The sequence below is a fragment of the Brevundimonas sp. FV1ye29L genome, assembly GCF_058681095.1.
The window spans coordinates 55364-68521 of the sequence record NZ_CM178730.1 but is presented as its reverse complement, the minus strand read 5'-3'; the positions used below and the strand labels follow the sequence as shown (position 1 = coordinate 68521).

Here is a 13158-nt window from a genome sequence, read left to right as displayed (position 1 = left end):
CTGCCCCTAGGGAACGACGGCGTTGATGGACTGTTCCGTCTGCGCCGCGGCCTGACGCGCCGCGACCTGGGCGGCGGCGGCGCGGGCTGCGACCTGGGCTGCGGTCTGGCGGGCCATGGCCTCGGCCCGCGCGTTCAACTGGGTCATGGGCGTGAGGACGCCGCCGAGCGCCCCGCCGTGCTCGCCATTGATATAGACGTCAAAGGCGGCGGGATCCGACACGTCGACCGTCGCGGCGAGCCCCGTCGGCGCCCGCCAGGCCTCGCCGGCGGCCAGCTGGCGCGCGAACAGGACGCGGCCGTCCGCCATACGCACCACAAGGGCGCTGGCCTTCCTGGCCTGGAGCACCACCTGGGAGGCCGTGGCGGCGGCGCCGTAGATGGCCCCGCGCGGATTGAAGGCGGCCTGCACCGGGGCGGCGGCGATGGCGGCGGCCGCCGCCTGCTCCTCTGTCCGGGCGCCCGTCAGCTGCGCTTCAAGACCCGGGGTGACGTAAAGCTCGGGGGTCGTCTGATCCGGGGGGGCGGCGGCGGGGCCCGAAATCTGCAGCGGCGTTCCTGTCTGGCCGGGCACAGCGCCCAGGCTCCAGCTCTCGGGCACGGCGGCGATGTCGGAGGGTTGCGGCGCCCGCATCAGGCTGACGCGCTGGAACACATTCCAGCCGATCACCGCCACGCCGACCACGGCGATCGCCATCAGAACGGGCTGGGAACGGCGGCGCACATCCTGGAAGGCGACGCCGACGGGCGGCTGCAAGGGCGCCGACAGATCGGGGCTTTCGCGCTTGAACCGTTCGACGGCCAGCTGTTCGTCCAGACCGAGAGCCCCGGCATAGGCCCGGACATAGCCGATGGCGAAGACGCGGGACGGCAGGGCGGAGAAGTCGCCCTCCTCGATCGCGGTCAGGTAACGGGTATGGACCTTGGTGTCGACCGACAGCTCGACAAGGGACCGGCCCGAGGCCTTTCGGGTGGCGCGAAGCCCGGCGCCCAGAGTCGGCGCATCAACGATGGCGGACGTCATGTCCTTCCAGTCCGGATGCGATCGAAACTCATCGGGGACAGTCCCCGTATCCAGCGCCATGAAGGCAGACCCCAAAACCGACGCCCGGCATGCGCCACGGACGTCCTGTACAAACCCTGTTGCGGTTCAACGGCGACGCTAGCACGTCGACGCCACCGCCTGCGCCCTTCCCCGAGGCCGCTTCTGAACCGCGCTTGTGGATAATCCATTTTCGTTGACCGATCAACGCTCTGCTAAATTTGCGGGCCGATTCACCGTGGGGGAGAATCGCCGTCCGAAACTCGCTCGCCGGGCGCGCCCTTTCTCAGATGACGACGTTCAGCTTTCGGGCCAGGCTTTCGAGTTCGTTGCGGATCGATCCGGCCGAACTGCCCAGCAGATTGCCCACCCCGCGACGGGCGGCCGCGAGATCGACCGACAGGATCATGCGTTTGACCGGCCCGACGCCGCCGGCCGGGGCCGACAGCCGGGTAAAGCCCAGGGCGATCAGGGCGAAGGCCTCGAGCGGACGCCCCGCCAGCTCCCCGCACACCGAGACAGGCGTACCCGTCTCGGCGCAGGCGGTCTGGATGGTCTGCAGGGCCCGGAGCGCCGGCGGGGACAGGGGGTCATAGCGGTCCGAGACCAGAGGATTGGTCCGGTCGGCGGCGTACATATACTGGAACAGATCATTGGACCCGACCGAGACGAAGTCGGTCAGGGGCAGGAGGGCGTCGAGGTGCCACAGCAGGGAGGGGCATTCGATCATGGCCCCGACCCGCAGCAGGGCGGGCAGGGGCCGGCCCCGCCGCCGGGCCCAGTTGCACTCGACCTCGACCAGCTCCCGGGCGGCGCGGAACTCGTCCACCGTGGCGATCATCGGGAACATCACCCGCAGTTCGCGCCCCGCCCCGGCGGCCAGAAGGGCCCGCAGTTGCAGGCGCAGCAGGGACGGCCGGTCCAGACCCAGACGGATGGCGCGGCGGCCCAGAGCCGGATTCTCCTCCCGCTCGGTGGTTTCCATATAGGGCAGGACCTTGTCGCCGCCGATGTCCAGGGTCCGGAAGGTCACCGGCCGGTCGCCGGCGGCGTCCAGCACCAGTTTGTAGAGGGCTGTCTGGCTGGTCAGGCGCGGCAGTTCCTCGGCCACCATGAACTGGAACTCGGTGCGGAACAGACCGATGCCCTCGGCCCCGGTCTCGTTCATGTTCTCCAGATCGACCGCCAGCCCGGCATTGGTCAGGATGGTGATCCTCTGGCCGTCCTTCGTCACGGCCGGGACGTCGCGCAGTCTGGCGAATTCGGCCTGGCGCTGGCTGCGGACGGCCATGCGGGACCGGGCCGAGTCCAGCATGTCCGGCCGGGGCCTGAGGTGGGCTTCTCCGCTCTCGCCGTCGACGATGACGATATCGCCTTCCGACAGGCGGTCGCGCAGCCCGGTCAGACGCCCGACGCAGGGGATGCCCAGGGCCCGGGCGACGATGGCGGCATGGCTGGCGGCCGAGCCCTCTTCCAGCAACAGGCCCCGCAGGCTCTCGCGCGGATACTCCAGCAGATCGGCGGGACCCAGGTTGCGCGCCACCAGAATGGCGTCGTCGGGCATGATCCGGCGACCCGGGTTCTCGCCCGCCAGAACGCGGAGCAGCCGGTTGGCCAGATCCTCGAAGTCGTGGAGCCGCTCGCGGATATAGGGGTCGCGGGCCTTGGCGAACCGGGCGCGATGTTCGTTCCTGACCCGGTCGACCGCCGCGTCGGCGGTCAGACCCGAACGCACCGCCTCGATCAGCGACCGGTTCCAGCCCCGGTCGTCGGCGAACATGCGATAGGTTTCCAGCACCTCGAACGACTGGCCCGACAGCTTGCCCTGGCCGCCGTCCAGCATGGCGTCGATCCCGGCCTTCAGCTCGGACAGGGCCCGGTTGAGGCGGATCTCTTCCTCCACCGGGTCGTTCGACAGCAGTTTCTCGGGCGCCAGCGGCGCCTCGTGCAGGATGACCTGTCCGAACGCCAGGCCCTCGGCGAATTTCTGGCCCTTGATCCGTTCCGGGCGGTGCGGGGCCACCTCGACGTCGCGCAGCTCTTCCTGATCCAGCAGCTCGCCGGAGGCCACGGTCTCGGCCAGGACCATGGCGATGGTCTGGATGTCCTCGACCTCATCCTCGTCATAGCGGCGCTCGGCCCGGTTCTGGACGACCAGAACGCCGATGGCCCGGCCCCCGCGCAGCAGCGGGGCGCCGAGGAAGGCGTGATAGGGGTCTTCCCCCGTCTCCGGCCGGTAGGCGAAGGACGGATGCGACGGCGCGTCGGACAGGCTGATCGGCTGGGCCATCCGGGCCACCTCTCCGACCAGGCCCTCGCCCGGCCGCATCCGGGTATTGTGCACGGCCTCGCGGTTCAGGCCCTCGGTGGCGAACAGTTCCAGCTCGCCCGAGCCGCGCCGCAGATAGATGGAACAGACCTCGGCCACCATAGACTGGGCGATGATGCGCACGACCCGATCCAGCCGCGCCTGCGCCGGTCCTCCGCCGGCCATGGCCTCGCGGATCTGGCGCAGGAGGTTACGCGGCCCCCTCGTCGTCAATCCGCCAACCGGCAATGGCCTCTCCCGTCCGTCAGTCCAGATCGGCTCGCCCTCAACGGGCGCGCGTGATGACAACCCCTATAGCGCGTCCAGGCCGTAAGCCGAATGCAGGGCGCGAACGGCCAGTTCGGCATAGGCGTCCTCGATCAGGACGCTGATCTTGATCTCGGAGGTCGAGATGGCCTGGAACTTGACCCCCTTGTCGGCCAGGGCCCGGAACATGGTCTGGGCGACGCCCGCATGACTGCGCATGCCCACGCCGATGACCGAGACCTTGGCCACGTCGGCGTCGATGCGGATCTCCTCGAACCGGATCTCCTGCTGTGCGGCGCGCATCAGGTCGGCGGCGCGATCGGCGTCGCGCCGGCCGGTGGTGAAGGTCAGGTTGACCGCCCCCTCGGTGCGCGCCTGGGACTGGACGATCATGTCGACATTGACATTGGCCTCGGCCAGCCGGGTGAAGACGTCGGCCGGGGCGTCGGTGCGGTCGGACAGGCCCAGAAGGGTGATCCGGGCCTCGTCGCGGCTCATGGTCACGCCGGACACGATGCGTTTTTCCACGATTTCCTCCTCGTCACAGATCAGGGTTCCGGCATTGACCGGCAGATTTCCGTTCTCGTCGGGTTCGACGAAGCTGGACAGGACGCGAAGCGGCACCCGTTTGGCCATGGCCAGCTCGACCGACCGGGTCTGCAGCACCTTGGCGCCCAGCGAGGCCATCTCCAGCATCTCTTCATAGGAGACGCGGTTCAGCTTTCGGGCCTTGCCCTCGATGCGCGGGTCGGTGGTGTAGACCCCGTCCACATCGGTATAGATGTCGCACGGGCAGTCCAGCGCCGCCGCCACCGCCACCGCCGAGGTGTCGGAGCCGCCCCGGCCCAGGGTGGTGATGCGGCCGCCCCGGGTCACGCCCTGGAAGCCCGGGACCACGGCGATCTCGCCCCGGTCCATCGCGGCGCCCAGAACCTCGCCCGGCACCTCCTCGATACGGGCCCGGCCATGGGCGTCGTCGGTGAGGATGGGAATCTGCCAGCCCATCCAGCTTCGGGCGTTCAGTCCCATGTTGCGCAGGGTCAGGGCCAGCAGGCCCGACGTCACCTGTTCGCCGGAGGCGACCACAACGTCGTATTCATCGTCCGACAGGGGCAATCCGGGCGCGGCCGCCCCGACCCCGTCGGTCCAGGCGACCAGCTCATTGGTCTTGCCCGCCATGGCCGAGACCACGACCGCCACCTGTTTCCCGGTCGCCGCCTCAGCCGCAATGATGCGGGCGGCGCGACGAATCCGTTCGAGGTCGCCCATCGAGGTGCCGCCGAATTTCATCACCAGCCGCGTATTCCCAGGTCGCGCCATCGCGTCAGAACGTCTCCACAAGCCTATCCCGGGCTTCTAGCCATCCATTGCGAGCTTCACAACGAAAGCCTTGCTCCGGGCGGTTCGGCAAAGTAAGTCACGAACCATGACGAACGGACAATCCATCAGTGACCAGATCCGCGCCCTGGCAGCGTCGGGCCGGTCGCGTGCCGAGATCGCCCGCCTTGTGGACCGTTCGTATCAACAGGTCCGACAGGTTCTCGTGGCTGATGAGGCGCGTCGTCGGCGAACGGCCCCGGTTCCTGACCGGGGCGCGGTTCAGTCGCAAATGGATGCCGTGCCGATCGGCGATGTTGGAGGAAACAAGTCAGCCGCGATCCGGCGATACGCCGACCATGGCTTCAGACAGGCTGACATCGCCCGCAAGGTCGGTGTTCGCGACCAGTTCGTTTCAAATGTGCTGCGGGCGCGTCGCGACGGCGGACGAACGTCTCCCGCCGGCGTGGCGGAGACGGGCGCGCGCTTCGATGAGGAGGCGAGCTTGACGCCGGTTCGGTTGGTGGTGGACGCCGAGGGTCGACTGGCCTTGCCGCCGGTTTGGGGCCTTCAGGCCGGCGCTGTGTTCGTGGCGAGAAACTTCGCCGGCGACATTGTGTTGATGGACGCTCGTCGGGCCTCGGAGCAGGCGCGCGTGGGTCGTGAAAGCGAGGCGGACGCGCTGATTGCGGAGCGGCGTCTGGAGGCCATGCGCGAATTCGATGACTAGGCATGTCATCGACGCATCTGCGGCCCTGGTGCACATTCTCGACGAGGCGGGCGGAGATGTGGTCGCGCCCCATCTGGCGAACGGCCTGATGAGCGCCGTAAACCTGTCGGAGGTGATCGCACGGCTGGTCCGCAGGGGTCTTGATCCGATGCGCGCCTACTATCTGGGATGCGAGATCGCGCCGTTTGACGCGGGTCTTGCGGATGCGGCGGGTCGACTTGCGCCCGCCACATCCGCTTTCGGGCTGTCGCTGGGTGATCGCGCTTGTCTGGCCCTGGCCATGCGGGAGACTTTGCCGGTCCTCACGGCGGATCGAATTTGGTCGGAGTTATCCCTTGGAGTTGACGTGATCACGGTCCGCTGACAGGTGGGAGTCATGTCTGTCCGCGAAATCGCCGCCGGCCCCTCGATCGACCCGGCTGACGTGGCCCGTTTCTCGGCCCAGGCGGCCGAGTGGTGGGATGCGAAGGGTCCGTTCGCCCCCTTGCACCGGTTCAATCCGGCACGGCTGACCTTTGTCCGGGACCGGGCGGCGGAGCGGTTCGGGCGGAACACCCGCGAGCGTTCGCCCTTCGCCGGGTTGAGCCTGATCGACATCGGCTGCGGCGGCGGCCTGATCGCCGAACCCATGCGCCGGCTGGGGTTTGAGGTCACCGCCATCGACGCCTCCTCCGAAAACATCGGCACCGCCCGCGCCCATGCCGAACTGTCGGGGCTGGATATCGCCTATCGGGCCGCCACCGTGGAACAGATGGTCGAGGCGATGCAGAACGGGACCGGCGCGGGGCCGTTCGATGTGGTCCTGACCATGGAGGTGATCGAGCACGTCGCCGATCCCGAGGCCTTCGTGCGCGCCTGTTCGCAACTGATCGCGCCCGGCGGGATGATGGTGGTGGCCACCCTCAATCGCACCCTGAAGGGGCTGCTGCTGGGCAAGGTCGCCGCCGAATATGTGCTGCGCTGGGTCCCGGCGGGGACGCATGACTGGCGCCAGTTCCTCAAGCCCGACGAAATCCGCGCCATGCTGGCGGACGAGCCGGTCGAGGTGGAAGGGCCGTTCGGTCTCAGCCTCGATCCCCTGACGGGCGTCTGGTCGGAGGGGGATGCGGACATCAACTATATGATGATCGCCACCCGTGCGGCGGCATAGCTTACCGCGAATTCATCCAGATTTCAGCCTTGTAACGGGACGCACGTCGTTCGGGATGGGATGGGTCGGGCCTCGAAATGGAGAGACCCGAATGAAACGCCTTCTGATCCTGGCTGTCGCTGCGGCCGCCGCCCTGACCGCCTCCGCCTGTGTCACCGTCATCGACGCCGATGGTGACGACGACCTGGCCTGGCACGGCGAGAACGCCCAGCCGTTCGACAGCGCCCGCGATGAGTGCCGCGCCTCGACCGGCAAGGGCCAGCACTCCGACGCCTTCCGCGACTGTATGGCCGGCAAGGGCTGGACGCGGAGCTGAGCTAGAGCGGCCGCGCCATGTAACGGGCGTCCGGGCCATAGCTGAGCAGTTTGGCGCGGATGGCGGGGCTGTCGACGACGTCGAAGCCGAGCCGCCCCCAGAAGGCGGCCGCATCATTGACGGCCACCAGGGCGATCATCGGCCAGCCTTGCGACCGGGCCTCCACCGCCAGTCTCTCGACGATGGGGCGGCTGAAGCCGCCGCCCCGCGCGTCGGGATGCAGGGCCAGGTCGTGGAGGTAGATCCGGTCGGCGTCGGTCGGCAGGGCCTCGATCACGGTGTTCAGGGCCGGGGCGCTCTCGCCCTTCCAGGGATAGGCGAACAGATAGCCCCGAACGCCGCCGTCCGGGTCGGCGAGGCTGAAACTGCCGGACGGACAGAGGCTCAGCCGGTTCTCGAAACAGTTTCGTCCCTCGAAATGATCCGGGAACGACAACCGCGCCACCTCAACGACGCCGTTGAGGTCGGCGGGCGTCATCGCCCGCCAGCTCAGGCGGGGCAGCGGGTGTTCAGGGGCTGACTTCTGAAATGCCATTCGACGCTGCGCGCCTGACCCTCGATCACGCCGTCGATCCGGGCCTTCAGGGCATCGCCGTCGCGCTCATAGCGGATGTGGTGCGGGAAGTCGTTGTCGAGGTTGGAGAAGACGACATGGGCCCCTCCCGCGGCGGTCTGGCCGCTGTCGGACAGGACGAAGACGGTCGGCGGGGCGCCGGAGGGCTGGGCGACATAGGCGAAACCCTGCGGCGTGGCGGTGATCTGCGACGCCTCGAACCCGGCCTGGCCCGAGCGGGACACCGTGAGGTTCCAGCCGACCCTCAGGCCCCCGCGCGCGTCGCTCCAGGCCTCGGCGACCTCGCGGCCGCCGGAGCAGTCCAGCCAGTAGCCCGACATCCACGACAGGTCAGGCGCGGCGGCGGGCGCGGCCATGGGCGCCGTGTGCACAAGAGCGGCGGCGGCGACGGTCAGGATCGGCATGGATGTTCCCCTCTGTTCGGAAACCAGCCCTACGCCGGATGCGGCGGCGCCGGCTTGTAGGTTTCCGACGCGATGGCGCGGGCCAGTTCGACCTGGTCCCGGGCCCATTCGGTGGCCGTGCAGCCGAGGAAGCGGCGGAAATCCCGCGCCATCTGGGGCTGGTCGAAATAGCCGGCCCCCAGTCCCGCCTCCAGCCAGCCCGCATCGGGATCGTCCGGGGCGACGTGGTCGAAGACGCGCCGGAACCGCGCCACCGAACGCAGGGAGCGGGGCGATACCCCGACCCGGTCGAGGAAGCGGCGCTGCAGGGCGCGCTGTTCGGCCGGCGTGCGCGACGTGGAGGGCGCGCCGGCGACGATGGCCTCGACCTCGGCGCGGACGACGGGATCGACCGTCCAGCCGTCGCGCAGTCTCAGGGCGTCCAGTGCATCGGTCATCAGCCGACACTGCGCCTCGGGATCGCCCGGCGCAGGCTTCAGATGACCGATCCGGTCGACGACGTCGAGGCGCTGGTCCGTCGCCCTCGACAGCGTGTCGCCCAGCCAGTCGCGGGCGCCGTCGGGATGGAACCGGACGGCGACCAGTTCCACCGGCCCGAGCGGCCGTATCGCGATGGGCCGGGTCATCTGGCCGGCGAAGATCGCGCGGGGTTGCAGCCGCCATGTCCCGTCCGGCTCCTGTTCCTCATAGGGGGCGCCGATGTCGAGGATCAGTTCGGGGCAGCCGTCCGGTGCGATGCGCTGGATTGTTTCCGACGGTTGGGGCGCCGCATAGGTCCAGACGACCTTGACCCAGGGCTTGAGCGACGACGGCGGCGGAAACTCGGCGTAGCGTTCTTGTGTCGGCAACGGATTTCCCATTCATCCGGCTCCCCGTCATCCTCGGACTTGATCCGAGGATCGGACGTTCCGGGTCTGATGAGAAGTCGTGTCACACGGTGCTTGCCTCACCGCGACTCACGAGCGGAGGACAATCCGATCCTCGGATCAAGTCCGGGGATGACGGCTATGAGGGAAAGCCTCAGTTCGCCTTGGACGGGTCTGGCGGCAGGTCGGGCAGGGGGGCGCAGGGGACGCCGTCCTCTTTCAGCTTTTTCACCTCGGCGGGGGAGGCCTCGCCATAGATCTCGCGTTTCTCGGATCGGCCCTCGTGGATGTCCCGGGCCTCGCGGGCGAAGGCGTCGCCGACATAGTCGAAATTCTGCTCGACATGGGCGCGCACCTCGCGGGCGGCCTGCAGCATCAGGGTCTGCATCTTCTGACGCATGTCTTCGGGGGCGGCGGATTTGCGCGTGCCCGAGACGGCCGGGGCCATGATCTGTTTCTCGACGGACCGCGAGCCGCAGAAGGGGCATTCGACCAGGCCGCGCGCCGCCTGATCGTCATAGTCGGCCGAGGCGCTGAACCAGGCCTCGAATTCATGGGCGACGTCGCAGCGCAGGGCGTACCGGATCATGTCGCGGCCACCGGCTTCGGTGCGGCGAAGGCCCGGTCATGGGTCAGGGCCGGGATGGAGGCGCGGGCGCGGGCCACGGCCTCCAGATCAAGTGTGGCGTGCAGGACGTCGGGCTGGTCGTGATCCAGTTTCGCAATGACCTCGCCCCAGGGATCGACGACCAGCGACCGGCCCCAGGTCTTGCGGCCATCCTCATGAATCCCGCCCTGGGCCGGGGCGAGGACGAAGGCGCCGGTCTCGATAGCGCGGGCGCGCAACAGGGTCTCCCAGTGGGCCTCCCCGGTCGGCACGGTGAAGGCGGCCGGGACCGAGATCATGACCGCCCCCGCCTGGGCCAGGGCCCGGTGCAGATAGGGGAAACGCAGGTCGTAGCAGATGGTCAGGCCCAGCCCGCCCCAGGGGGTTTCGGCCACCACCGCGGCGTCACCGGGCCGGACGGTCGCACTCTCGCGGTAGTGCTCGCCATTGGCCAGGCTGACGTCAAAGACGTGCATCTTGTCATACGACGCGACCACCGCGCCCGTGGCGTCGATCAGCAGGGACCGGTTGGCGGCGCGGGCGTCCCCGGCATGGCCGGAGGCGACGATGGCCGAGCCGATCAGGATCCAGACGCCGAGTTCGGCGGCCAGACGGCGAAGGCCCAGCACCGCCGCGTCCTGATCCTGATCGACAATAACAGCCTCGCGCCGGTCGCGGCGCTGCTCCAGCACGTTCGATCCCTCGGGCGTCAGGATGAACTTCGCCCCTTCCGCCGCCGCCCGGCGCACCAGGGGCTCCAGCCCGGCCAGGGCGGCGCGCGGGTCGGCCGGGGTCCGGGTCTGGATCAGGGCGATCGCCAAGGACGATGCGGAGAGGGCGGCCACGGATCAGGCCGCCAGAAGCGGGTCCAGCCCGCCCTGGCGGTCCAGGGCGTGCATGTCATCGGAGCCGCCGATGTGTTTTCCGTCGATGAAGATCTGGGGGAAGGTGGCCGCGCCGCCGGACTTCTGAACCATCTCGGCCTTCTTCTCCGGATCGTTCGAGGCGACGATCTCGGTATAGTCCGCGCCCTTTTTTTTCAGCAGGCTCATGGCCGCAAAGCAGTAGGGGCAACCGGGTTTGGTGTAGATGACGATGTCGGCCATGGGGTCTCCGGGGGATGGGGTCGAAACAGGGTCTGGCGGGCGCGCGGCCCGACAGGGCCGGTTTCGGTCAGGGTACGAACGTAAGCCCTATCTAGTGAGTTCTCGCGCGGTTCGCACCCTCGCGATGACCGCCAGATCGACAGCGCGGGCGCCCGCCTCGATCAGGGCCCGGGCACAGGCCTCGGCGGTGGCGCCGGTGGTGAGGACATCGTCGATCAGCAGGATCCGGCGGCCCCGGATGGCGCGGCGGCCGCTTTCAGAGACCGCAAAGGCGTGTTTGACGTTCAGCCGGCGTCCCCGCGCGCTTTTGCCGCCCTGGCTGGAGGTCGGCGACACCCGGACCAGGGCGTCGGCCAGATAGTCGAGGCGGGCCTCGCGAGCCAGGGGCCGGGCGATCTCGGCGGCCTGGTTGAAGCGGCGCGACAGCAGGCGCAGCCGGTGCAGCGGCGTCGGGACCACGGCATCGGCCGTCTCGACCAGTTCCGCCGCCGAACGGGCGATCCAGCGGGCGAAAAGGGGGGCGAACTGCTGCTGGTCGCCGTGTTTGAACTTCAGGATCAGGCCGCGCGAATGTTCGTCATAGACACAGGCCGCCCGCGCCCGACCGAAGGCATAGGGTCGGGCGATACAGGCGGCGCAGCGGTCCGGGGCGAATTCGCCCCCGTCGTAGTCGAAGGCCGCGCCGCAGCCGTCACAGACCGGCGCTTCCAGAAAGACGACCCGGCTCCAGGCCCCGGGACTGAGGCCGGCGGCGGCCGTCGCCTCGCGGCTGTCATGGGCCACGGGCGGCAGGATCAGATCCGCCAGTCCGCGCAGCACGGCCCGGGATCCAGGCCAGGGCGGTCTCAGGGCGGCCAGGGCGCGCATCGCGGCTGACGGCCCTTTCCATCGTCCGTCCGACACCCCATCCTGATCCGTCATGACCGCCGCCCCTCCCGATTCCGGCCCGCCCCGCCTGTTCGACCCGGTGCGCCGGGCGGCCCGTCTGCAACGGGCGGCGGGCCGGTTCGCCGGGGCTGACTTCCTCCACGCCCGCGCCGCAGAGGGGGCGGTGAACAGTCTGGAGGCCATTCTGCGGCAGTTTCCGGTCGCGGTCGACCTGTCGGCCTTTCCCGAGCCCTTCGCCCGTCTGCTGGCCGGGAGCGATGCGGCGGCGCGCGTCGGTCCGGTCCGGCGCCTTGTCGAGGGGCGGATCGACCCGGGGCGAAACCTGCTGTCACTGGAAGACCGGTCGTGCGATCTGATCGTCTCGGTCATGACCCTCCACTGGGCCAACGACCTGCCGGGGGCGCTCAGCCAGATCCAGCGGGCGCTCAAACCCGACGGCCTGTTCCTCGGCACCCTTCTCGGGGCGGGAACCCTGAAGGAGCTGCGGGCGGTCCTCACCGAGGCCGAACTGGCCGAGCGCGGCGGCGCCCAGGCCCGGGTCTCGCCCTTCGCCGACGGCTATGACGGGGCGGCCCTGTTGCAGCGGGCCGGATTCGCCCTGCCGGTGTCGGACGTCGACCGGCTGACGGTGCGCTATTCCGACATGTTCGCCCTGGTCCGCGACCTGCGCGCCATGGGGGAAACGGGCGTGCCGGTCGGCCCGATCCGGCCCCTGACGCGGTCCATCGCGGCCCGGGCGGCGACCCTCTATGCGGAACGCCATGGCGAGGCCGACGGCCGGATCCCGGCGACCTTCGAGATCGTCAATCTGGCGGGATGGGCGCCCAGCGAGACCCAGCAGAAGCCGCTGCCAAGGGGTTCAGCCAAGGCCCGGCTGGCCGATGCGCTGGGGGTGAAGGAAGGCCAATAGCGGTCCTCCCCCGGTCGACCGGGGCCGAACCGGACGCGCCTCAGCCCATCCCGGTCCGGATGGCGTCCATGGCGCGGTTGAACAGGCCGCTCGACTGATTGCCAAAGGCGGTCAGGGCCGTGACGATGGCGAGAAAGATGAGCGAAATGATCAGGCCGTATTCGATCGCTGTCGCGCCGGATTCATCGCGGAGGAACCGGGTCGTCCATGCTCGCATCCGGCCCTCCCACCCAGGCGTGTTTCAGATCAGATCGCACAACCAGGCGATCAGCGGCGCGTCGGCGGGCGGCATGGGATAGTCCGAAAGTCGGTTCGGCTTCACCCAGGCCAGGGCTGTGTGTTCGCGGGCGATCACGGTCCCCGACCAGCGTCGGCACAGGTACAATGGCATCAACAGGTGAAAGGATTCGTAAGCGTGCGAGGCAAAGACGAACGGCGCCAGACAGGCGTCCTTCACCTGGATGCCCAGTTCCTCGTCCAGTTCGCGGATCAGGGCCGCCTCCGGCCGCTCGCCGGGCTCGACCTTGCCGCCCGGAAACTCCCACAAACCGGCCAGGGCCTTGCCCTCGGGGCGCCGGGCGATCAGCACCCGGCCGTCGACATCGATCAGGGCGGCGGCGACGACCAGAACGGTCGGCAGCGGGGATTGGGGCATTGCGGGGTCGGTCATGTCG

General features: G+C 69.2%; 17 protein-coding genes. 5 read left to right on the top strand and 12 right to left on the bottom strand.

The window, feature by feature from the left end; all coding sequences use genetic code 11:
• Nucleotides 1–6: 6 nt before the first annotated feature.
• The 3 genes from ACW17W_RS00360 to ACW17W_RS00350 all read right to left on the bottom strand — a co-directional run bounded on the left by ACW17W_RS00360 (nt 7) and on the right by ACW17W_RS00350 (nt 4936).
• Nucleotides 7–1023 (bottom strand): helix-turn-helix domain-containing protein, encoded by a 1017-nt coding sequence (locus ACW17W_RS00360; protein ID WP_492078259.1) that lies wholly within the window; start codon nt 1021–1023, stop codon nt 7–9.
• A gap of 304 nt (nt 1024–1327) precedes the next feature.
• Nucleotides 1328–3535, bottom strand: a complete 2208-nt coding sequence (gene ptsP / locus ACW17W_RS00355; protein ID WP_492080342.1) for a phosphoenolpyruvate--protein phosphotransferase — start codon at nt 3533–3535, stop codon at nt 1328–1330.
• 126 nt (nt 3536–3661) lie between these two features.
• Complete coding sequence (locus ACW17W_RS00350) at nt 3662–4936, bottom strand: aspartate kinase (protein ID WP_492078257.1); 1275 nt, start codon at nt 4934–4936, stop codon at nt 3662–3664.
• A 106-nt stretch (nt 4937–5042) separates the two neighbouring features.
• Here ACW17W_RS00350 and ACW17W_RS00345 point away from each other — a divergent pair, with 106 nt between their 5' ends.
• The 4 genes from ACW17W_RS00345 (at nt 5043) to ACW17W_RS00330 (ending at nt 7129) form a co-directional block, all read left to right on the top strand.
• A complete protein-coding gene (locus ACW17W_RS00345; protein WP_492078255.1) occupies nt 5043–5663 on the top strand; it encodes a hypothetical protein in 621 nt (206 codons plus the stop codon).
• Nucleotides 5656–6027 carry a type II toxin-antitoxin system VapC family toxin gene (locus tag ACW17W_RS00340; RefSeq protein WP_492078253.1) on the top strand — a complete coding sequence of 124 codons (372 nt, stop codon included), beginning with the start codon at nt 5656–5658 and terminating at the stop codon, nt 6025–6027. Before ACW17W_RS00345 ends, ACW17W_RS00340 begins: the two co-directional genes overlap by 8 nt.
• Nucleotides 6028–6039: 12 nt before the next feature.
• The gene (gene ubiG / locus ACW17W_RS00335; protein ID WP_492078251.1) at nt 6040–6813 is read left to right on the top strand and encodes a bifunctional 2-polyprenyl-6-hydroxyphenol methylase/3-demethylubiquinol 3-O-methyltransferase UbiG; all 774 of its coding nucleotides are present in this window, start codon (nt 6040–6042) and stop codon (nt 6811–6813) included.
• 91 nt (nt 6814–6904) lie between these two features.
• The gene (locus tag ACW17W_RS00330; protein WP_492078249.1) at nt 6905–7129 is read left to right on the top strand and encodes a hypothetical protein; all 225 of its coding nucleotides are present in this window, start codon (nt 6905–6907) and stop codon (nt 7127–7129) included.
• 1 nt (nt 7130) lies between these two features.
• On the opposite strand, the gene ACW17W_RS00325 is transcribed toward ACW17W_RS00330, so the two are convergent.
• The 7 genes from ACW17W_RS00325 to ACW17W_RS00295 all read right to left on the bottom strand — a co-directional run bounded on the left by ACW17W_RS00325 (nt 7131) and on the right by ACW17W_RS00295 (nt 11553).
• Nucleotides 7131–7607, bottom strand: a complete 477-nt coding sequence (locus tag ACW17W_RS00325) for a GNAT family N-acetyltransferase (RefSeq protein ID WP_492078247.1) — start codon at nt 7605–7607, stop codon at nt 7131–7133.
• A gap of 11 nt (nt 7608–7618) precedes the next feature.
• Entirely contained in the window at nt 7619–8107 is a 489-nt protein-coding gene (locus ACW17W_RS00320) for a DUF6265 family protein (protein WP_492078245.1), read from the bottom strand.
• Between the two features lie 29 nt (nt 8108–8136).
• Nucleotides 8137–8955: an AraC family transcriptional regulator gene (locus ACW17W_RS00315; RefSeq protein ID WP_492078243.1), complete on the bottom strand. Its 819-nt coding sequence runs from the start codon at nt 8953–8955 to the stop codon at nt 8137–8139.
• A gap of 172 nt (nt 8956–9127) precedes the next feature.
• On the bottom strand, nt 9128–9562 hold the full coding sequence (locus tag ACW17W_RS00310) for a DUF1178 family protein (RefSeq protein WP_492078242.1): 435 nt from the start codon (nt 9560–9562) through the stop codon (nt 9128–9130).
• Nucleotides 9559–10425: a carbon-nitrogen hydrolase family protein gene (locus tag ACW17W_RS00305; protein ID WP_492078240.1), complete on the bottom strand. Its 867-nt coding sequence runs from the start codon at nt 10423–10425 to the stop codon at nt 9559–9561. The genes ACW17W_RS00310 and ACW17W_RS00305 overlap by 4 nt, the downstream gene beginning before the upstream one ends.
• 3 nt (nt 10426–10428) lie before the next feature.
• Complete coding sequence (grxC, locus tag ACW17W_RS00300) at nt 10429–10686, bottom strand: glutaredoxin 3 (RefSeq protein WP_492078238.1); 258 nt, start codon at nt 10684–10686, stop codon at nt 10429–10431.
• A gap of 87 nt (nt 10687–10773) precedes the next feature.
• Complete coding sequence (locus ACW17W_RS00295; RefSeq protein WP_492080341.1) at nt 10774–11553, bottom strand: ComFC family protein; 780 nt, start codon at nt 11551–11553, stop codon at nt 10774–10776.
• 52 nt (nt 11554–11605) lie between these two features.
• Between ACW17W_RS00295 and ACW17W_RS00290 the strand changes: the two genes are divergently transcribed.
• Nucleotides 11606–12484, top strand: a complete 879-nt coding sequence (locus ACW17W_RS00290) for a methyltransferase domain-containing protein (RefSeq protein WP_492078236.1) — start codon at nt 11606–11608, stop codon at nt 12482–12484.
• A gap of 40 nt (nt 12485–12524) precedes the next feature.
• Here ACW17W_RS00290 and ACW17W_RS00285 read toward each other — a convergent pair whose 3' ends face one another.
• Nucleotides 12525–12701, bottom strand: a complete 177-nt coding sequence (locus ACW17W_RS00285; RefSeq protein WP_492078234.1) for a Flp family type IVb pilin — start codon at nt 12699–12701, stop codon at nt 12525–12527.
• A gap of 24 nt (nt 12702–12725) precedes the next feature.
• Nucleotides 12726–13139 (bottom strand): (deoxy)nucleoside triphosphate pyrophosphohydrolase, encoded by a 414-nt coding sequence (locus ACW17W_RS00280; protein ID WP_492080340.1) that lies wholly within the window; start codon nt 13137–13139, stop codon nt 12726–12728.
• Nucleotides 13140–13158: the final 19 nt, after the last annotated feature.

Excerpts from the sequence above, each read along its gene's own strand:
- ACW17W_RS00360 (WP_492078259.1), bottom strand. The coding sequence starts at position 1,023 with ATGACGTCCGCCATCGTTGATGCGCCGACTCTGGGCGCCGGGCTTCGC.
- ptsP (WP_492080342.1), bottom strand. The coding sequence starts at position 3,535 with ATGGCCGGCGGAGGACCGGCGCAGGCGCGGCTGGATCGGGTCGTGCGC.
- ACW17W_RS00350 (WP_492078257.1), bottom strand. The coding sequence starts at position 4,936 with ATGGCGCGACCTGGGAATACGCGGCTGGTGATGAAATTCGGCGGCACC.
- ACW17W_RS00345 (WP_492078255.1), top strand. The coding sequence starts at position 5,043 with ATGACGAACGGACAATCCATCAGTGACCAGATCCGCGCCCTGGCAGCG.
- ACW17W_RS00340 (WP_492078253.1), top strand. The coding sequence starts at position 5,656 with ATGACTAGGCATGTCATCGACGCATCTGCGGCCCTGGTGCACATTCTC.
- ubiG (WP_492078251.1), top strand. The coding sequence starts at position 6,040 with ATGTCTGTCCGCGAAATCGCCGCCGGCCCCTCGATCGACCCGGCTGAC.
- ACW17W_RS00330 (WP_492078249.1), top strand. The coding sequence starts at position 6,905 with ATGAAACGCCTTCTGATCCTGGCTGTCGCTGCGGCCGCCGCCCTGACC.
- ACW17W_RS00325 (WP_492078247.1), bottom strand. The coding sequence starts at position 7,607 with ATGACGCCCGCCGACCTCAACGGCGTCGTTGAGGTGGCGCGGTTGTCG.
- ACW17W_RS00320 (WP_492078245.1), bottom strand. The coding sequence starts at position 8,107 with ATGCCGATCCTGACCGTCGCCGCCGCCGCTCTTGTGCACACGGCGCCC.
- ACW17W_RS00310 (WP_492078242.1), bottom strand. The coding sequence starts at position 9,562 with ATGATCCGGTACGCCCTGCGCTGCGACGTCGCCCATGAATTCGAGGCC.
- grxC (WP_492078238.1), bottom strand. The coding sequence starts at position 10,686 with ATGGCCGACATCGTCATCTACACCAAACCCGGTTGCCCCTACTGCTTT.
- ACW17W_RS00295 (WP_492080341.1), bottom strand. The coding sequence starts at position 11,553 with ATGCGCGCCCTGGCCGCCCTGAGACCGCCCTGGCCTGGATCCCGGGCC.
- ACW17W_RS00290 (WP_492078236.1), top strand. The coding sequence starts at position 11,606 with ATGACCGCCGCCCCTCCCGATTCCGGCCCGCCCCGCCTGTTCGACCCG.
- ACW17W_RS00285 (WP_492078234.1), bottom strand. The coding sequence starts at position 12,701 with ATGCGAGCATGGACGACCCGGTTCCTCCGCGATGAATCCGGCGCGACA.
- ACW17W_RS00280 (WP_492080340.1), bottom strand. The coding sequence starts at position 13,139 with ATGCCCCAATCCCCGCTGCCGACCGTTCTGGTCGTCGCCGCCGCCCTG.